Source organism: Coprobacter fastidiosus (assembly GCF_982245605.1).
Genome location: NZ_CEVCIF010000033.1, coordinates 25,387 through 45,170 on the forward strand (window position 1 = coordinate 25,387; position 19,784 = coordinate 45,170).

Annotated in this window: 20 protein-coding genes; 2 read left to right on the forward strand and 18 right to left on the reverse strand. The window is 39.2% G+C overall.

What is annotated here, in order from left to right; all coding sequences use genetic code 11:
* Positions 1 to 143: 143 nt before the first annotated feature.
* Both AC0UMU_RS09430 and AC0UMU_RS09435 read left to right on the forward strand, forming a co-directional pair.
* On the forward strand, positions 144 to 854 hold the full coding sequence (locus AC0UMU_RS09430) for a hypothetical protein (protein WP_288641046.1): 711 nt from the start codon (positions 144 to 146) through the stop codon (positions 852 to 854).
* Positions 793 to 1,815 carry a DUF4153 domain-containing protein gene (locus tag AC0UMU_RS09435; RefSeq protein ID WP_278716346.1) on the forward strand — a complete coding sequence of 341 codons (1,023 nt, stop codon included), beginning with the start codon at positions 793 to 795 and terminating at the stop codon, positions 1,813 to 1,815. The genes AC0UMU_RS09430 and AC0UMU_RS09435 overlap by 62 nt, the downstream gene beginning before the upstream one ends.
* Before the next feature lie 581 nt (positions 1,816 to 2,396).
* Here AC0UMU_RS09435 and AC0UMU_RS09440 read toward each other — a convergent pair.
* From AC0UMU_RS09440 to AC0UMU_RS09525, 18 genes are read right to left on the reverse strand one after another with little or no spacing between them, the layout of a single operon-like run.
* Positions 2,397 to 3,827 (reverse strand): NADH-quinone oxidoreductase subunit N, encoded by a 1,431-nt coding sequence (locus tag AC0UMU_RS09440; RefSeq protein ID WP_022601205.1) that lies wholly within the window; start codon positions 3,825 to 3,827, stop codon positions 2,397 to 2,399.
* Positions 3,828 to 3,837: 10 nt separating this feature from the next.
* The gene (locus AC0UMU_RS09445; RefSeq protein ID WP_009318552.1) at positions 3,838 to 5,337 is read right to left on the reverse strand and encodes a complex I subunit 4 family protein; all 1,500 of its coding nucleotides are present in this window, start codon (positions 5,335 to 5,337) and stop codon (positions 3,838 to 3,840) included.
* 35 nt (positions 5,338 to 5,372) lie between these two features.
* Positions 5,373 to 7,268, reverse strand: a complete 1,896-nt coding sequence (nuoL, locus tag AC0UMU_RS09450) for an NADH-quinone oxidoreductase subunit L (protein WP_009318551.1) — start codon at positions 7,266 to 7,268, stop codon at positions 5,373 to 5,375.
* A 22-nt stretch (positions 7,269 to 7,290) separates the two neighbouring features.
* Entirely contained in the window at positions 7,291 to 7,602 is a 312-nt protein-coding gene (gene nuoK / locus AC0UMU_RS09455; protein ID WP_009318550.1) for an NADH-quinone oxidoreductase subunit NuoK, read from the reverse strand.
* 5 nt (positions 7,603 to 7,607) lie between these two features.
* Positions 7,608 to 8,120, reverse strand: coding sequence for an NADH-quinone oxidoreductase subunit J family protein (locus tag AC0UMU_RS09460; RefSeq protein WP_009318549.1), 513 nt, complete (start codon positions 8,118 to 8,120; stop codon positions 7,608 to 7,610).
* Between the two features lie 6 nt (positions 8,121 to 8,126).
* The gene (locus tag AC0UMU_RS09465) at positions 8,127 to 8,597 is read right to left on the reverse strand and encodes a NuoI/complex I 23 kDa subunit family protein (RefSeq protein WP_009318548.1); all 471 of its coding nucleotides are present in this window, start codon (positions 8,595 to 8,597) and stop codon (positions 8,127 to 8,129) included.
* Between the two features lie 57 nt (positions 8,598 to 8,654).
* Positions 8,655 to 9,539 (reverse strand): ATP synthase F1 subunit gamma, encoded by an 885-nt coding sequence (atpG, locus tag AC0UMU_RS09470; protein WP_009318547.1) that lies wholly within the window; start codon positions 9,537 to 9,539, stop codon positions 8,655 to 8,657.
* Positions 9,540 to 9,544: 5 nt separating this feature from the next.
* Positions 9,545 to 11,122, reverse strand: coding sequence for a F0F1 ATP synthase subunit alpha (gene atpA, locus AC0UMU_RS09475; RefSeq protein WP_022389617.1), 1,578 nt, complete (start codon positions 11,120 to 11,122; stop codon positions 9,545 to 9,547).
* Positions 11,119 to 11,670 (reverse strand): F0F1 ATP synthase subunit delta, encoded by a 552-nt coding sequence (locus tag AC0UMU_RS09480; RefSeq protein WP_022389618.1) that lies wholly within the window; start codon positions 11,668 to 11,670, stop codon positions 11,119 to 11,121. Before AC0UMU_RS09480 ends, atpA begins: the two co-directional genes overlap by 4 nt.
* A 6-nt stretch (positions 11,671 to 11,676) precedes the next feature.
* The gene (gene atpF / locus AC0UMU_RS09485) at positions 11,677 to 12,174 is read right to left on the reverse strand and encodes a F0F1 ATP synthase subunit B (RefSeq protein ID WP_009318544.1); all 498 of its coding nucleotides are present in this window, start codon (positions 12,172 to 12,174) and stop codon (positions 11,677 to 11,679) included.
* Positions 12,175 to 12,180: 6 nt separating this feature from the next.
* A complete protein-coding gene (gene atpE / locus AC0UMU_RS09490) occupies positions 12,181 to 12,435 on the reverse strand; it encodes an ATP synthase F0 subunit C (protein WP_009318543.1) in 255 nt (84 codons plus the stop codon).
* A 42-nt stretch (positions 12,436 to 12,477) separates the two neighbouring features.
* Complete coding sequence (gene atpB, locus AC0UMU_RS09495; RefSeq protein ID WP_081705674.1) at positions 12,478 to 13,524, reverse strand: F0F1 ATP synthase subunit A; 1,047 nt, start codon at positions 13,522 to 13,524, stop codon at positions 12,478 to 12,480.
* 44 nt (positions 13,525 to 13,568) lie between these two features.
* Entirely contained in the window at positions 13,569 to 13,802 is a 234-nt protein-coding gene (gene atpC / locus AC0UMU_RS09500) for an ATP synthase F1 subunit epsilon (protein ID WP_022389619.1), read from the reverse strand.
* An 8-nt stretch (positions 13,803 to 13,810) separates the two neighbouring features.
* Positions 13,811 to 15,322: a F0F1 ATP synthase subunit beta gene (atpD, locus tag AC0UMU_RS09505; protein ID WP_009318540.1), complete on the reverse strand. Its 1,512-nt coding sequence runs from the start codon at positions 15,320 to 15,322 to the stop codon at positions 13,811 to 13,813.
* A 47-nt stretch (positions 15,323 to 15,369) separates the two neighbouring features.
* Positions 15,370 to 16,446, reverse strand: a complete 1,077-nt coding sequence (gene nuoH, locus AC0UMU_RS09510; RefSeq protein ID WP_022389620.1) for an NADH-quinone oxidoreductase subunit NuoH — start codon at positions 16,444 to 16,446, stop codon at positions 15,370 to 15,372.
* A gap of 35 nt (positions 16,447 to 16,481) precedes the next feature.
* Positions 16,482 to 18,110 (reverse strand): NADH-quinone oxidoreductase subunit D, encoded by a 1,629-nt coding sequence (locus tag AC0UMU_RS09515; RefSeq protein ID WP_022389621.1) that lies wholly within the window; start codon positions 18,108 to 18,110, stop codon positions 16,482 to 16,484.
* A gap of 19 nt (positions 18,111 to 18,129) precedes the next feature.
* Positions 18,130 to 18,717: an NADH-quinone oxidoreductase subunit B gene (locus tag AC0UMU_RS09520; protein ID WP_009318537.1), complete on the reverse strand. Its 588-nt coding sequence runs from the start codon at positions 18,715 to 18,717 to the stop codon at positions 18,130 to 18,132.
* Entirely contained in the window at positions 18,708 to 19,058 is a 351-nt protein-coding gene (locus AC0UMU_RS09525) for an NADH-quinone oxidoreductase subunit A (RefSeq protein ID WP_009318536.1), read from the reverse strand. The genes AC0UMU_RS09520 and AC0UMU_RS09525 overlap by 10 nt, the downstream gene beginning before the upstream one ends.
* Positions 19,059 to 19,784 lie beyond the last annotated feature (726 nt).

The following is a 19,784-nucleotide window of genomic DNA, read 5'->3' on the forward strand; positions in this document are numbered from 1 at the left end:
AATAAATAGAGTTAAAACGATTTATACTCGAACAACAAGATATCTTTTATCTTTTTCAAAAACAAACAGCAATAGATATTTTCCCACGAATAAGAATAAAGATTTATATATTTGTAAATAAATAAGATTATAAACAGATAATCATGAAAGAACGCATCAAATCATTTTCCCGACAAATATCCGGCACTATAAAAAACAATACGGCAGAGATAACAATCTCGATTCTCTGTTTTGTATCTGCATCTCTCATTCGGGAAAATGTAATTACGACAAACAAATTGTATCCTTTTGTTTTTCCTCTGTTCTTTGTCCTTTCTTATCTTTTAAATAAATGGTTTTCACAAGGGACATGGAGAATCTTATATTATATCTCGCCATTATTGGTATTTCCTTTTTTCTGTATAGATGTTTCTGATTGGGTTTTCTCCATAGAATATTCCGTTGCACTTACCATCGCAGCTCTTATGCTCCTCATCCGAAACTGGATTTCCGACAATAAATCTTTTACGTTCCAGGCAACTTGCTATTTTACCCATCTGCTTCAAGCGGCTCTCCTAAGCGGATGCGCATACTTCTTATTAATCGGCATTTATTACTCCGTCACTTACATCTTCAATATATTTCCCCAAAGCGAGTATAACGTTTCTTCCTATTTATCTATGATATGTTTCATTATAGGAATGCCCTGCCTATTTTTAACATTCAATAACCGACAAGAAACCTTATCGACTCAAGAAAAAAAAATCTGCTCTGGAAATACTTACAAATTATATACTATCTCCTGCGATACTCATATACACGATCATACTATACATATATTTTACGACTATTTTCTTTTCGTGGAGCTTACCTAAAGGCGGAATTGCATATATGGTATTCGCTTTTACGCTAATTACGGTATTGGCAAAGGCCCTGCAACCATTTTTACACAAACAAATATACAACTGGTATTACAGACATTACAGTCTGATCTCTATCCCAGCCCAGCTCATGTTTTGGATAGGAGTACTATATCGGGTTCAACAATACGGATTTACGACAGCACGAGTTTATCTGGTTATCTGTGGATCTATTATGTCGATAACACTACTTTTATTCTTATCAAGCAAAACCGGCCGGTACTTATACGTTGCAGCTCTGTCTATCATAGTACTCGCAAGTTTCACTTATATTCCGGGAATAACAGCTAAAAACATCGGTATAGAATCCCAACAGAAGAGAGTAAGTGTTTTATCTCGGAATTTAGACCTTTTAGGAGAAAATGGAAAATTAAAAAATATATCGGAAACAAATAGCGACAGTCTGCTGTACGACCCGCAATACACACAACTATACGAAGCTTTTTTATACGTACAACACGAAAAAGGAAAAGATTTCGTACAGAAAAAATACGGTACGAATTTACTTCCTGAACCACAAGAAAGATATAAGGACTCTGCCTATGATTTCGTTTCATTGCCTCTACTCGATGGAAAAACAAAAAAAATAGATATCAGTATGTATCGATCTCTGTACCCGATAAATCTAAGTGACAGTTGCGAAGATATCAGCGTCGATACTTCCGGGAAAAAATTACTGATCAAAGACAAAAATGACGTTTTACTAAATATCAGTTTCGAGGAATTGCAAACATCGTTACTTCAAAAATCAGGACTTACAAAAAATTCCACAAAAAAGAGATTCTTACAGCAAGAAAATATACTCACAAATTACGAAACTAATTCTTTATACATATCTTTCGGACGAATAATATTCGATATGAAAACTGATCTGACAATAAGCGACCTGCAAATAGATTATATTCTCCGAAAATAGAATATAACCACTCTTAAAGCCTGTCTAAACTTTTTTCGGATAACATTTGAGAGAAATCCACATGAATAGTAAGTTTCCCTCTTAAAAGGAAACTGTACCAATAACCGACAACATCGTTACAAAGTGGAAGAAATTCCTCAAAAAATTTATTGCTCGAAAACAAAATAATTACAATATTCTCTCCAAAACCCATTCATTTATCAAAAACGAACATAAAACATTCATTTAAATATCAATTTGTCATAATAATATTTATCAATAAAACAATATGAGTATATTATTGGCATATCATTATACATCTTATTATTTTTGAAGTGTTCTATGGTTAATACAGGAAGCGTCATCCGGGAATATCAAATACAATGTAAAAGATATAACATACATCCCCCATATATCTTTCACTTGTCAAGATACCGGATCTCGCTTATTTTCCCTACAAAAGGCCATATAATTAACATTATAGGAGGCCAATGATAACCTCCGCATAGAGGCGTCTATGCCTCAAAATCCTTTCTGCATAAAAAACGCTTCCGATAAGAGATTACCGGAAGCGTTTATTTTATAAAGTATTATTTTCAGTATCAAAAGCCGAATAGCCCATGGCTATACTCAAATATTTGATCATATATTCCGCTGATCAAACCGATCACAACAATACCCAATACGCAAAGTGATATACTCAAACGAGAAGCATTATCGGAACGGAAATTCTCAACTACACATTCATCTTGTTTGATAAACATGGCCTTAACCACCAATAAATAATAGTATAATGAAATAACCGTATTAATAAGAGCTATCAATACAAGAATATAAAAACCTTGTTCGGCTGCGGCATAAAAGATAAAGAACTTGCTGAAAAAACCGGCAAAAGGAGGAATACCAGCTAATGAGAACATAGCCAGCATCATCGCAATACTTAGTTTAGGATTAGTCTTATAAAGGCCATTATAATCATCCATATTTACTTTTCCCGTCCGATTTTCAATAACCGATATCACTCCGAAAGCAGCAAGATTGGAGAAGATATAGACCAATACATAATAACTCAGCGATGTTAAGCCTAAACCTGTATTCGATATAACGCCCAACATAATATAACCGGCTTGCGAAATAGAAGAAAAAGCAAGAAATCTTTTCAGATTTTGTTGACGAATCGCAAACAAGTTACCTATTGTAATCGTGAGAATAATCAATGCATATAAAATACCCTGCCAAATACATTCGACAGAACCAAATACTTTATACAATATCATCATAAAGGTAAAAGCTGCAGCTCCCTTAGAGATAACAGACAGATAAGCAGTTACCGAAGTCGGCGCTCCTTGATAAACATCTGCCGTCCATAAATGGAAAGGAACTAAAGACAGCTTGAATCCCAATCCGGCAATAAAAAAGACTAACCCTACGATGAGCAAAGGCGACACACCGAGCATATAACTCAAATCATCAAAATAAAGAGTCCCCCCTATTCCATACAAATAAGAAATACCCAATAGCATCAAAGCGGATGAAAATACGGCAATAAATACATATTTAGCGGCGGCTTCATGAGAATCATGTTTGTATTTTTCCATAGCGACCAAAGCAGTGATAGGCAAAGAAGCTGTTTCGAGTCCGAGAAAAAACAATAAAAAGTTTCCCGAAGAAGTCATTAAATACATACCCAAAAGCGTAATAAGCGTCAACACATAATATTCTCCGCGACGAATTATCACATCTTCGTTTTTAATCCAAGACGAAGCCTGTATCAAAACGAGTAATGTTCCGATATTGAGTATGGTCTTAATTACCGATGTAGCCGGTCCCGACTGATACATGCCACCGAAAAGAGACACTTGTTCTCCCGGAACAATCGTAAATATTGTATGCGCTAATAATAAAACACAAGCTGTCGCAGAAAAGCATTTCAAGCTTTTAACCGACCCGAATGTATCATATAAAAACAGGAGTACGATAACTACCAATAATGATAGCTCATCCCGCATTCCTAAAAAATTTGAATAATCCATACTCTTTCTATTAGATATATTGTAAAATGCGTTGACTAATTACTTCCATACTATTGCTGATCATATTAGATACCCAAGAAGGAGCGATACCTAAAGCAGCAACCGAAACGATCAAAGATATTGCCGAAAGCCGTTCGAACCAAGTTGCATCGGTAAGAGACAAATGATGTTCATTCTCGACTTTACCATAAAGCAGTTTTCCTACTACTCGAAGGATATATACAGCCGTAATTACAATGGAGGTACAAGCAATGATAGTAAAGGCTCTATGGAAAGTATCCGTCCATTGGAAAGCTCCGACAAATACTGTCATTTCTGCAACAAAACCACTTAATCCCGGAAGTCCTAAAGAAGCAAAACCGGCAATTACATAACAAGTCGAAAGGAATGGCATAATTTTCATAAGACCGCCCATCTCCCGAATATCCCGAGTATGCGTACGACCGTAAATCATACCGATCAACGCAAAGAAAAGGGCCGTCATCAAACCATGAGACAACATTTGCAATACAGCTCCGGTCATAGCTGTAGTATTCCACATTAGCAATGCAAACAGCACCAAACCGCAGTGACTTACAGAAGAATATGCATTGATATATTTCAAGTCTTTTTGTACACAAGCACTAAATGCTCCGTAAACAACACTGATACCGGTTAATATCAAAAATATCCAAGAAAGTTCTTGTGTTGCCTGAGGCATCAAGTACATCGCTACCCTAAAACATCCGTATCCTCCAAGCTTCATCAACACACCGGCATGCAACATAGAAACCGCCGTCGGAGCAGAAGCATGACCATCAGGTGACCATGTATGGAACGGAAACATCGCTCCTAACACTCCGAAACCGATAAATGTCAAAGGGAAGAAAAGATACTGGGCACTCATCGGAATCGCATTATTTTTTGCAATTTCCAATATATTCATAGTCAAATGTCCATCGGCTGAGGAATGAAAATAAATACCCAATATACCGACAAGCAATAACGCAGATCCTCCCATAAGCATCAAGGTCAGCTTCATTGCCGCATAATTCTTATTACCGCTTCCCCAAACTCCGATCAATAAATACATCGGAATCAAAGCGATCTCATAGAACATGAACATCGTAAACAGGTTAATAGAAATGAAGAACCCGAATACTCCGATTGATAACAGTATAAGCCAAAGGAAAAATTCTTTTGGTAGAGGATCTATTTTCCAAGAAGCAAAGACCCCTGCAAAAACAATAATTGCAGAAAGCAAAATCATCGCCACCGAAACACCATCGACACCCACCGTATAATGAATATTCAGAGGCGCATACCAGACGGTATCGGCAAGAAACAGCATCTCCGCTGTATTTCCGGCAGAGCGCTCACACAAATAGAGCGCAACTAAACCTATTGCTAATAATAATTGAATGGCTGAACCGGTTACGGCTACCAATCGTATCTGTTTCATCTCTTTCGACAAGGCCAACCCGACCATCATCAAAAGAGGAATAAGCACAAATAAAGATAAAAAATTCATAGTAATTCTTTTTATAAATATCTTTCAACCATTCTTTACAAGCATATAACAGCTATAATGGCAATGATCATAGCACCTAAAATAAATACCAACGCATAAGATTGCAAACGACCCGACTGCAACCCGCGAATATGATAGGATGTTGTCTGTGTTATCCATGCCAACATATTCATACTTCCATCAATAACATGACGGTCGAACCAAGCAATCGGAGAACAAATGCCATTGAAAATAATCTTATGGGTAATAAACTGGTAAACCTCATCAATATAGAAACGATGATATGCCCATTTATATAAACCGCTCATCGAAGCTGCCATACGGGCAGGTTTATCATTCGGATTCTTATACAACCAAGTTGCCAATGCTATCCCGACGATAGCGATAATGACACTGGTCACGGCAACCGACATTTCGATATGAATATGGTACGGCAGACCGTCACTTGTCACAAACTCTCCGAAAGGAATAAATCCTGCAACACAAGTCACCAATGCTAAAAATACCAAAGGTATATACATCACTTTCGGTGCTTCATGAGGCGTGTGCTCATGTTCAGCTTCTTTTCCCCAGAAAATATTATAATATAAACGGAACATATAGAATGCGGTAAGACCAGCGACTACAGTCATCCAAATTCCCCAGAAAGTGCTCTTTTCGAACACAGCCGCCAAAATCTCGTCTTTACTGAAGAATCCAGAGAACGGAGGAATTCCGGCGATAGCCAAACATGCGATTAAGAAAGTTATATGAGTTATCGGCATATATTTACGAAGTCCGCCCATCTGAGACATTTCATTCGAGTGAACGGCATGTATAATAGCTCCTGCTCCCAAGAAAAGTAAAGCCTTAAACATGGCATGAGTAAACAAGTGGAACATTGATGCCATATAACCTAAACCGGCCGCTTCACTGGCAACACCTAAAGAAACCATCATAAATGCGATCTGAGAAATGGTAGAAAACGCCAAAACCCGTTTTATATCAGTCTGTACACATGCTACAACAGCAGCATATAATGCAGTAAATGCCCCGATATAGGTTATCAGATCAAGAACTTCAGGTGTCATACAATAAACCGGGAATAACCGGGCAACCAGATAAACTCCGGCAACAACCATCGTTGCGGCATGGATCAATGCAGAAACCGGAGTCGGACCTTCCATTGCATCAGGTAACCATATATGCAAAGGAAACATTGCTGATTTTCCGGCACCACCCATAAAGATAAGAGCCATTGCCCAAGATGCTATCGAGAAACCGAGGAATGTTTTACCTCCCGTAGAAGAAAGAATAGAGACACTGCCATCGGTCAAAGTTTTAAAATCAAATGTTTCGGTATAGAACGAAAGGATCAAAATACCAACCAAGAATCCGAGATCCGCAAATCGAGTTACGATAAATGCTTTCTTAGATGCAGAAACCGCTGACGCTTTTGTATAATAGAATCCGATCAGCAAGTAAGAAGAAGCACCCACCAACTCCCAGAAAATATACATTTGAAAAATATTGGTCGCCACAACCAGACCTAACATCGAAAAGCTGAATAGCGACAAGAACGCAAAATAGCGTTGAAACCCAACCTCTCCATGCATATAGCCGATACTGTATAAATGTACCATAAGAGATACTGTGGTTATCACGACCAACATCATTACAGAAATAGGATCAAGCAATATTCCCAAACTGATATGCAAATGTTCTGTAAAATGCAACCACTCGATATTGAAAGGTATCAATGTCTGATACACTCCGTCCACACGTGGTAAAGTAAAATACTGAAAAGCGACCGTATAAGCCAATGCCGTCACGATAAATAATCCGGTAGTTCCCAATAAACCGGCAGTACGGTGCGACATCTTATGCCCGCAAAGCCCTAATAACAGGAACATAAAGAGCGGTAACAAAAGTATAATCAATGAATATTCCATAATTCGTTGTTTAAAGCAATGATCAATATTTCATCTTATCCAGATTACCCACCTGAATATTCCGAATATTACGGTAAATATTTATAATAATCGCAATTGCTATTGCAGTCTCAGCAGCAGCAATTCCCACGGCAAAAAGGGTAAAGAAAAATCCTTCTAACTGCTGAGGGAAAAGATATCGGTTAAACACCACAAAATTTATATCTACCGAGTTGAGCATCAGCTCCAGCGAAATAAGTATTGCCAGCATATTTCTACGGGTAATAAAACCGTAAACTCCGGCAAAAAACATGACGGTACTCACCATCAGATAACCAATCATAGGGATTTCCATACATTTTATCTTTTTCGGGCAATCATAATGCCGCCGATTATACAAGCTAATAATAACACACTGATTACCTCAAAAGGTAATATATACTGGTACTTTTCCATCCCCATAAGAGCATGTCCGACTGTTTTCATGTCCAGCTCCGAAAAACTCTGAAAACTAGACGGTGTAAAAACTTGCGTAATCAATGCATAACCGCAAACCACTGCTCCGACGACAGATGCCAAAATTCCCCAAAATTTTTTCTTGCTGGTCAATTTCTCAGCCTTTTCTCCCAAACCGCTGGTCAATAAAATTGAGAAGACAAACAGAACGACAATCCCTCCTGCATAAATAGCAATTTGCACTGCACCGAGGAAGTGATAATCGAGCTGAAAATAGAGACCGGCAGTAGCAAACAACACAAAAAGAAGATATGTCGCTGCCCGTAAAATACGACGGGTAGTCACCGTAAGAACAGAAAATATGACAATAACCGCCGCAAGCAAATAAAAGATAACCTGATTCGCTATTTGTTCCATAATAAATTATTTGTTTTCTACAGTTGCTTCTGTAGTATGATTAAGTTGTTTTACCAATTTTTCACGGGTAAAGACAGCATGTTCAAAATCCGGAACAAACTCCAATGCATCGTGAGGACAAGTTATTACACATAATTGGCAGAAAGTACAACTACCCAAATCATACATATATTTATCTAACACTCGTTTCGTTTTTCCGTCTTCCGTTGTAATCTTAGAAGAAAGGACCTTGATAGTTCCATTCGGACAATTCATTTGACAGATACCGCAGGCAATACATTTGTTATGCCCGTTCTCATCCTCAATCAATGTCAATGTTCCCCTGAAACGATCAGCGATCTTTAAAGTCTTTCTGTTCTCAGGATATTGTTCGGTCACTTTCGGGGTTACAAATTCCTTTCCCGTTACTTTCATTCCGACCAATAAGCTCCACAAGCCTTTCCAGAAAGAAGTGATGTAATTTTTAAAACTTTCCATTTCTACGTTTTCGCAACTATATTTTTGAATCTTATTTTTCTTTTATTTGTGTGTTACTTATTCTGTGTCTTTGACTGTTCCACCCAAAATATCGAGCAATTCGGTTGTGATTCCCTGCTGACGCAATTTATTATACTCAAGTTGTAAATCCTCTAACAGATTCTTGGCATTATCACTCGCCATTTGCATTGCCATAATACGAGCCCCCTGTTCCGAAGTCCGACTCTGATAACAAGCCTCTTGCAAAGTCGAACGCACAAAAAGCGGAAGTACAAGCTCAAATATCGTAGAACGGTCAGGTTCATAAATATAAGGCGTATTCCTATGCGCTTTAGCATCAGACAAAAACTCTTCTGTACTTATCGGTAAAAGAAGACGTGTTTTCATCACCTGAGAAGCAACACTTTTATAATATGCATATACGACCTCTATCCGATCAAACTCGTGGGCAAGAAAAGCCTCCGTCAATTCATCGGAAAACCGTTTTAAGGTATCAGGAGTACTCTTAGAAGAAAGATACTCTACCGGACGTACCTGTATTCCCGGAGTTTTTGCAACTAAAGACTTGACTTTTTTCCCGATCGGATATACCGTTACCTCTATCGTGGAATCTGACGATTCACGTAATATATCTATAGAATCGATAAGAGATTTGTAAAGTTGCACATTAAATGCTCCGCAAAGCCCTTCATCAGAACCGAAAATGACAAAAGCGACCCGTTGGACGGGACGTTGTTCGGTCAACGGCGATTGATAGTCACTATCGGCCCCCAGCAAATTATTAATCGTACTCTGTATCTGATCTCTAAACGGCACGACATGCTTCAAAGCAATTTCTGCTTTCCGCAACTTTGCCGAAGAAATCATCTTCATAGCACTGGTAATCTTTTGGGAAGACTGGACAGACCCGATTCTTCCCTTCAATTCGCGCATTGTTGACATAACTTCTAAGCCTTAAATCGGTTTGCGACATCAGCAGCAACATCCTGAAGAATTTTTTCCATTTCTTCAGTCAACTTACCTGCACGAAGTTCGTCCAGAACTTCTGTCTTATATTTCGTTTTCAATATCTGCAAAAATACTTTTTCAAACTCCGCAACTTTATCCAGAGGAACATTCCGGAGTAATCCTTTCGTTCCGCAATAAATGACGGCAATTTCGTCTTCTACCCGCATCGGAGAATATTGAGGCTGAACAAGAATCATACTATTCTTACGACCTTTATCTATCACCATTTCCGTAACAGGGTCAAGATCTCCCCCGAATTTAGAGAACGATTCCAACTCCCGATATTGAGCTTGGTCGATTTTCAACGTTCCAGCCACTTTCTTCATCGCTTTCACTTGAGCATTTCCACCCACACGAGATACAGAAATACCTACATTGATAGCAGGTCTCATTCCTTGATTAAATAATCCCGTTTCAAGAAATATCTGTCCATCGGTAATCGAAATTACATTCGTAGGAATATAAGCAGAAACATCTCCGGCCTGAGTCTCGATAATAGGTAAAGCGGTCAGAGAACCTCCACCTTTTACTATCGGCTTAAGAACAGCAGGCAAATCATTCATTGTTTCTGCAACTTCATCATTCGCGATAATCTTCGCTGCACGTTCCAATAAACGAGAATGCAAATAAAATATATCACCCGGATAAGCTTCACGACCCGAAGGACGACGCAAGATCAAAGATATTTCACGATAAGCAACTGCCTGTTTCGACAAATCGTCATAAACGACTAAAGCGTGGCGGCCGCTATCCCTAAAAAACTCTCCGATAGCCGCACCCGCAAACGGTGCATAATATCTCATCGAAGCCGAATCGGATGCATTGGCAGCAAGCACAATCGTATATTCCAACGCTCCATGTTCCCGCAACGTATTTACCAAAGTCGCAACAGAAGAAGCTTTTTGTCCGATAGCTACATAAATACAATATACCGGATCACCTGCAAGGTAATTATCCCGTTGATTCAAAATAGTATCTACCGCAATCGAAGTTTTTCCGGTTTGACGGTCACCGATAATCAGCTCCCGTTGACCACGTCCGATAGGCACCATAGAATCGACAGCTTTTATACCTGTCTGCAACGGCTGATTTACCGGCTGACGGAAAATTACGCCCGGAGCTTTACGGTCAAGAGGCAACAAAACAGTTTCTCCTTCAATGGGACCGGCTCCATCAATCGGCTCACCCAACGTATTAATCACACGTCCCAACAAACCTTCTCCTACAGGTATAGAAGCGATCTCGCCCGTACGACGCACCGTCATGTTCTCTTTCACCTTATCTGCAGCACCCATCAAGATCACCCCTACGTTGCTTTCTTCAAGGTTCATCGCCACTCCGCGTACCCCATTTTCAAACTCAATCAACTCGCTGGAACGAACATTATCCAACCCGAACACATGAGCGACACCATCGCCCACTTCAAGTACAGTACCAACTTCTTCAAAATCGATTTTAGTATCGACCTCTTCAAGTTGTTGTTTTAAAATATCGGATATTTCGTTTGGTTTTATCATAATTGCTTTTTGCTGTTTAGTAATTTTAAACGCAATAATTTAAGTTCCTTATTTACGGAAGCATCTAATTGCATAGAATCGACCCTCACGATAAATCCTCCGATAATGGAAGGATCTACTTCATGAATAAATTCGACCTCTTGTCCTGCTTTCTGCAGAATAAGCGACTTGATTTTACCGATTGCCTCTTCATTTAGCTCCATTGCCGTAATAATACGAACCTGGGCTATCTGTTTCAACTCCCGATAAAGTTCCTGATACATCAGGTAAATCGACCGAATATATGCTTCACGCCGGTTATGGATTACTAAACGAACAAAACGAAGGTAGTCTTCTCCCGGAGCCACACCGACGGCAGCAGCAAGGAGACTCTCCTTATCCTTTGCAGAGAGCACCGGATTCAACAATGCTTTCTGTAACTCAGGATGCGAGACAAAGTTCTCTTCAAACTTCTTTACCTCCTCATATATCTGGTCCGTAGTTCCGCGATCCTGTGCAAATTTAAGCAAGGCCTTAGCATACCTACGTGAAATCAGCCCCTCGTCCATGTTCTTTTAGTTTTTGTTCTCAATATCATTCAGTAGTTTGTCGATCATCTCAATCTGAGTCTTATCATTCGACAACTCTTTCCGCATCAATTTTTCAGCAATTTGTAAAGCAAATGCACTGACTTCGGTACGGAACTGTTGTTCTGACTCTTTACGAGCTTGCTCGATCGACAAGGCAGCAGCGTCCATCACTTTCTTGGCCTCTACGGAAGCCGCTTTTTTAGCCTCTTCAATAATCTGAGACTTCATCTGCGTCGCTTCTCGTATAATATCCATTTGCTGACGTTGAGCTTCTGCCAATAAGGACTGTGCGTTCTCGGTAGCCTTTTCTAATTGAGCTTTTGCATCTTGAGCATATTCGACTCCTTTGTCGATAAGATCAGCCCGATCATCAATACTCCGAATAATATAAGGCCATGCGTATTTTGCAAGTATGGCAAAAAGAACCACAAATACAAAAAACATCCAGAACACCAGCCCGAATTCGGGCTTAAACAGTTCCATAGCTTATTATAAAAATATCGCTAACAAACAAACAATAATAGCAAACAAAGCCACACCTTCAACCAAAGCGGCAATCACGATCATGTTCGCACGAATATCGTTAGATGATTCTGGTTGACGAGCGATAGACTCCATGGCAGAAGATCCGATCTTACCAATACCCAAACCTGCACCGATTGCTGCAATACCAGCACCTATACATGCTCCGATTTTTGCTAAACCTGCACCGGCAGCTGCTTGTAATAAAATCATTCCTAACATAACGTTTTAATTTTAAAGTTATACATTAATTCTTTTTCGTAATTATTGTTTTTCTTCACCTCGTACACGTGCCAAACTGATAAATATGGTAGATAACATGGTGAAAACATAAGCTTGAATAAAACAAATAAGGAAATGCAACAGATTCATGAAAAGGGAAAAAGCAACTGATAAAACCGTCGTTCCTCCCAAAACTGCAGTTCCCATAGTCCCGAATATAAAAATAAGAGAAATCAACACCAATACAATAAGATGTCCTCCCAACATATTAGCAAACAGACGAATCATCAATGCAACCGGTTTTGTAAACACCCCGAATATCTCGATAACGGGCATTAAAGGAACCGGACATTTCATCCACATCGGCACCTCCGGCCAAAACAGATCTTTCCAATAATGTTTTGTACCGAAAAGATTCACTGCTAAAAATGTACAAACTGCCAATACAAGAGTAATTGAAATATTTCCTGATAAGTTAGCACCTCCCGGGAATATAACAATCATACCCAAGATATTGATACAAAGTATAAAGAAAAAGAGTGTAAGCAGATAAGGAGCAAAACGTCGTGCATCTGGTCCTAAAATCGGCTTTATCACATCTTTATAAATCATATCTACAACAAACTCCAACGACCCTAACCAGCGACGTGGTGCTTTATAAGGATGTTTCTTATACCACCGAGCTAACGGAAAGAATAATAAAAACATCACTAAAGCAGTTATCATGAGCGCCATTACATTTTTTGTAATAGATATATCAAAAGGCCGATATTCTTTTCCTGTAGCATCAAGCCCTACGATTTTACCTTTATAATCCCCGTCTTGAGCGATAAAATATCCATCATAAGAATTTCCACCTTCCAGACGTTTAGAATTAAAAATAGACCACTCTCCTTTATAATCACGGACAATCACCGGCAATGCCATGCGACTATGAGAGAAAGGGATTTCCCATCCGTAATTATCAAGCAAATGCTCAAAGATCGCCTCTTTGGCATTGAACGGTTCTTCCTCTTCCGATGCAGATGCCACAAAAGGCATAAACAAAAAGAGCAATAATCCCATCCAATATATTAAAATATGCTTCATTTCTTTTTCTCTTTTGCAATAGACCTGCCAGACTCTGTTTCCCCTTAACGAAGGCAAACGGCGATCCGGTTATTATTTACATCTACAAATCCTCCGTCTATATCGACAGTCTTCAATTCTCCACCAGTCTCGTATTCAATAATCCCCGGCACTAATGTCGAAAGTAAAGACGCATGACCCTCCAATACTGTAAACGACCCCAGCTCCCCGGGAAAAGTAACCTTAGTCACCTCTCCCTGAAATACGATTCCTTCTGAAGAAATAATTTCAAGATTCATAGTATCACTTATTTATTTTCCTTAGCCTCTTTCATCATCTTTTCACCCTTAGCAATAGCTTCATCAATCGTACCGACATTCATGAAAGCTTGCTCAGGATACTTATCCATCTCCCCATTCAGAATCATTTTGAATCCTCGAATTGTCTCCTCTAAAGGAACCATCACTCCGGGAATACCGGTAAATTGCTCAGCGACATGGAAAGGCTGGGACAAAAATCTCTGTGCACGACGAGCACGATTTACTACCAGCTTATCGTCATCCGACAACTCATCCACACCCATAATGGCAATAATATCTTGCAATTCATTATAATGTTGCAACAACTGTTTCACCGCCTGAGCAGTATTATAATGATCTTCACCGATAATTAGCGGATCAAGAATACGAGAAGTAGATTCCAGAGGATCTACTGCCGGATAAATTCCCAATTCGGTAATCTTACGGCTCAACACGGTAGTAGCATCCAAGAAGCTGAATGTTGTTGCCGGAGCAGGGTCTGTCAAGTCATCTGCCGGCACATATATAGCCTGTACCGAGGTTATAGAACCTGTCTTCGTCGAAGTAATACGTTCCTGCAAAGCTCCCATCTCTGAAGCTAATGTCGGCTGATAACCTACGGCTGAAGGCATACGTCCCAACAATGCCGAAACTTCTGAGCCGGCTTGTGTAAAACGGAATATATTATCAATGAAGAAAAGTATTTCTTTTCCGCCTTCATTCGAATCGCGGAATTGCTCTGCAACAGTCAATCCAGACAAAGCGACACGCAAACGAGCTCCGGGAGGTTCATTCATCTGTCCGAAGACCAAAGAAGCTTGAGAACTGTTCAATTTCTCCATATCGACTTTAGACAAATCCCAGTTCCCTTTTTCCATCTCCGCCTTGAATTCGTCACCATAATTAATAACTCCCGATTCGATCATTTCACGAAGTAAATCGTTTCCTTCACGAGTACGTTCTCCGACACCGGCAAAAACAGAAAATCCATTATGACCCTTTGCTATATTATTGATCATTTCCATGATCAACACAGTTTTTCCGACACCTGCACCGCCAAACAATCCGATTTTACCTCCCTTCGAATAGGGTTCAAGCAAATCAATAACCTTTATTCCGGTATAAAGGAATTCTGTATTGATAGACAAATCCTCAAAAGCGGGAGCCGGACGATGAATCGGTTGTACGTCTTTATAATCAAGGTTCGGGAGATGATCAATCGTTTCTCCAATAACATTCATCAGACGACCTTTGATCTGAGAGCCTGTAGGCATAGCCAACGGACGTTGCAAGTCAATCACTTTCATGCCGCGTCTCAATCCGTCGGTAGTGTCCATAGCTACGCAGCGAACGGTGTTTTCCCCGATATGCTGTTCTACTTCCACAATAAGATCGGTAGAGTCTTCACGTTCGATCTTCAAAGCTGAATAAATAGGAGGCAACTCATTATCCTCCCCTTCGAACGCAACATCGACAACCGGACCGATAACCTGTGTTATATATCCAAATTTATCTCTCATAATTCATCTTTTTAACTGTTTATATATAGCGACAAACCGTTATTTAATCAAAAATGTAAGCCGAATACGACAACTAAAGTCATAACCAGCAAATTAATCAGGCCTATCGGAACTAAATATTTCCATTCCAGATGGAGCAACTGATCAATACGCAAACGGGGGAATGTCCATTTAAACCACATGATAATAAACATCACTACCGCTGTTTTCCCAAAGAACCATATCACAGAAGGAATATAATCCATAACTTGGTTAAAGGCATCCCAACCGCCAATATGGAAAGGCATCCAACCGCCTAAAAACAATAAACTGGCAATACCGGAAACAATAAACATATTCAGATATTCGGCCAAATAATAAAAGCCGAAATGAATACCTGAATATTCGGTATGGTAACCTGCCGTCAACTCCGATTCTGCTTCAGGTAAGTCAAACGGTCCACGATTTGTTTCGGCTGTTCCGGCAATCAGGTAAATAATAAAAGCCACCAACATGGGGACATGTCCTGTAAATAAAAACCATCCTCTATTTTGAGCTTCAATAATACCCGATGTCTGCATAGTACCGGCAAACACAACGACAGTCAACATTGAAAGACCGATAGACAACTCATAACTAATCATCTGAGCTCCGCTTCGCATAGCTCCGATCAATGTAAATTTATTATTACTAGACCAACCGGCCAATAAAATACCCAATACACCGATCGAAGAGACTGCCATAATAAAGAATACACCGATATTAAAGTCTATAGCTATCAATCCTTTGCCAAACGGCATACAACCAAAAGCCAACATAGAAGAAAGAATTACTAAAAACGGTGCAAGATTAAATAGAAATCTATCTATATGTTTAATCTCTATCAACTCCTTGATAAGAATCTTGAGCATATCGGCAACGCTCTGGAATATTCCATAAGGACCTACCCGATTCGGACCTAAACGACATTGGAAGAATGCACATACTTTACGTTCGGCATAAATCAATACAAGAGCAATAACCGCATAAAGTAAAAGCAAAACAACTCCTACCAGCACAAATTCAATAAGGAGAGCTCCCCACTCCGGCAACCATTGCCGCAACAGTGTATCTATCCAATGAGTAACTACTGAAAAATCGAACATGATATATTTCAATTATATAAGTTTATAAATTCGGTTTATCTGTCAATATCGGGTACAACATAATCTAACGATCCACCAATAGCAATCAAGTCGGCTATTTTAGACCCACGAGTCATATGATCAACAGCTCCAACCAGATTGAATCCCGGAGAATTAACTTTAAGACGATAAGGGAACTTATCACCTCGACTTTCAAGGTAAATACCAAAAGCTCCACGAGCAGCCTCGACTTCTTTGAAGTAACGACCTTCCGGAACTTTAATAATCGGTTTTGTTTTAGCCAGATAATCACCTTCCGGAATATTATCTACCAATTGTTCCAATATATGTAAAGACTGTTCAATCTCTTTCATACGTACCATATAACGGGCATACGAATCTCCTTCATTATATAAAACTTCATCGAACTGAACCTTATCGTAAGCAGCGTATGGTGATCTCTTCCGAACATCACATGCCCATCCTGATCCTCGGCCGGAAGGACCTGTAACACCGTAATTAATAGCATCTTCTCGACTCAAGAAACCTACTCCTTTCAAACGGTTCTGTGCTATCACATTTCCAGAAAAGACTTCATGATATTCTTTCAACCGAGCAGGCATCTCTTTTATAAATTCTTTGACCTTACGTTGAAAATCAGGATGAATATCTGCTATTACCCCTCCGATAACATTATAGTTCATCGTCATACGAGCACCACATGTATCCTCAAAAATATCCAAAATCTTCTCCCGTTCTCTAAACCCATAGAAAAATGCAGTCAATGCCCCTAAGTCCATACACATAGTTGCAAAGAAAAGCAAGTGAGAAGATAGACGCATCAATTCATCCATCATTGTACGAATATATATCGCACGCTGGGGTACTTCCAACTGCATAGCCTCCTCAATACACATGCAAAGAGCATGCCGATTATTATGAGCCGAAAGATAGTCAAGACGATCTGTTAAATGAAGAGTCTGCGGATAAGTCATACTCTCCCACATCTTCTCAATTCCTCGATGAATATATCCACAATGAACATCAATTTTTTTAATTGTCTCACCGTCCAACGCCGTTTGGAAACGCAATACACCATGCGTTGCTGGATGTTGCGGACCGATATTCACAATATAATCGTTATCTTGAAAAACTTTTCGCTTTTCTTCAATAATCCGCCCTTCTGCATCCTCCCGTAAAGAAACGGTATCTACACTGCATGATTCATTTTCTGTAGGGATAGGATTAATCTCCGGATTAGCATCATAATCCTTACGGAAAGGATAACCGACCCAGTCTTCACGCAAAAACAAATGCCGCATATCCGGATGATTTATAAAACGGATACCGAAAAAGTCATAAACCTCACGTTCATTTAATTCGGCATTTTTCCAAATATCAGATACCGTATATAAAAGAGGATTTTCCTTATCAGAGGTTTCTACTTTTAAAATTACCCAATGATTATATTTCGTAGAGTTCAGATAATACACTACACCAAGCGTCTCTCCCCAATCCATTCCGATCAGAGATACCAAATTGTCAAACTGCAGATCTTTATCATCATGCAAAAAGCGGCATAGAGCATTCACTTTATCGGCGGGAACCGAAACAGTAAGGTATTGACCTTCCTCAAAAATCGCCTCAGGTAAAAAAGCGCCTATTTTTTCTTGTATATTTCCCATGAATCGAATTCAATTATCATTATTCTTCATCAAAATCTTTCGGTTTCTTTTCCTGACGGTTCACCCCTCCGAAGAATTTTTCCACTTTCAATTTCCGTTGCAACTGCATCATTCCATATAACAAAGCCTCAGGACGAGGTGGACAACCGGGGATATAAACATCAACCGGGAGAATCTCTTCAACCCCTTTTAAAACATGATACGAATTTTTAAAAGGACCTCCTGAAACGGCACAACCACCGACAGCAATTACGTATTTCGGCTCTGCCATCTGATCATACAATCGTTTCAATACAGGAGCCATCTTGTGAACAATAGTTCCGGCAACCATAATAAAATCGGCCTGACGAGGACTTGCACGAGCTACCTCGAAACCGAAACGGGCCATATCATAACGGGCTGCCCCGACCGACATAAATTCAATCCCGCAACAGCTGGTTGCAAACGTAAGAGGCCATAACGAATTGGATCGCCCCCAATTAATTGCTTCATCAAGGCTACCGACAACCACATTGACACCGCCTTCATGCAATTTTTTAACCAATTGTTCAATATACTCATTGTCTTTGAAGTCTTCATACTTCATCGATTTTATTTTCACTTCCATTCCAAAGCTCCTTTCCTCCAGGCATAGGCTAAACCAAACGCAAGGATCACTAAGAAAAACAAAACACTCATCAATCCGGCAATTCCCAAATCTCTCACTATTACTGCCCAGGGAAACAAAAACACCGTTTCCACATCAAACATCAAGAAAAGGATTGCAAACAGATAATACCCTGCTTTAAACTGCATCCAAGAGGTTCCCCGAGTAGGAATACCACACTCATAAGCTTCGCCTTTCTGAGAATTAAATGATCGCGGAGAAATTAAACCGGCAATAGCCATAGCAGCGGCTACTAAAGTAATCCCGGTAATAAAAACAACGACAAATAATGCTAAATTCATATACTTAGTTTGTTATTATTCTATCCTCTATCTATACTCACCAACAAGAAAAAGGGTATAATACTTATCTTAAGCACAACACCTCAGATACTGTAAAATATACCCTGCCGAACCTAATTCCATGATATAATCAATATCACTAAAATATCAAAAATCAAGACGGTTCTTTAAATGAGCATTCAAAGTAACACAATAAAAAATCGCAATGCAAATTATTTAAATGGAAATTTTCTAAAGAAATTGAGAAAAATCCAAATCAGACATTTTGTTGCGACTTATAGAACATTTCTATAAGGTATAAGTAAAAACAAAGAAAATATTTCAACAAAAAGCAAAAGGAGATAACAAATTGACACTTTGAAACAATATAAAAGAATCAATTAACATAGTCAAAAGAATTATAATAACACTTTGATATAAATAAGGAAGATCTTAGAATCTGTTGTCTAAATTTTGCACGGACAAAGCCCTAAAAGAATTCACATAAATAGCCTTTATCCCCCGTACCGATACCGCTAACATCATTATAGAGCGGGAAAAATATCCAAATGATTCAATAGCATTTTTTATAGGGAAATTTAGACTGCTGTTTAGTTTTTCTCTTCATTCAGAAGCATTACAGAAAAGCAGGTCTCATACTGTTCTCCTTTACAGGTAATGTAAGAGAGGGAGGGGGGGACAAAAAAAAGGGGAGACGATCTTTTCTCGTCTCCCCTTCCTATCTAA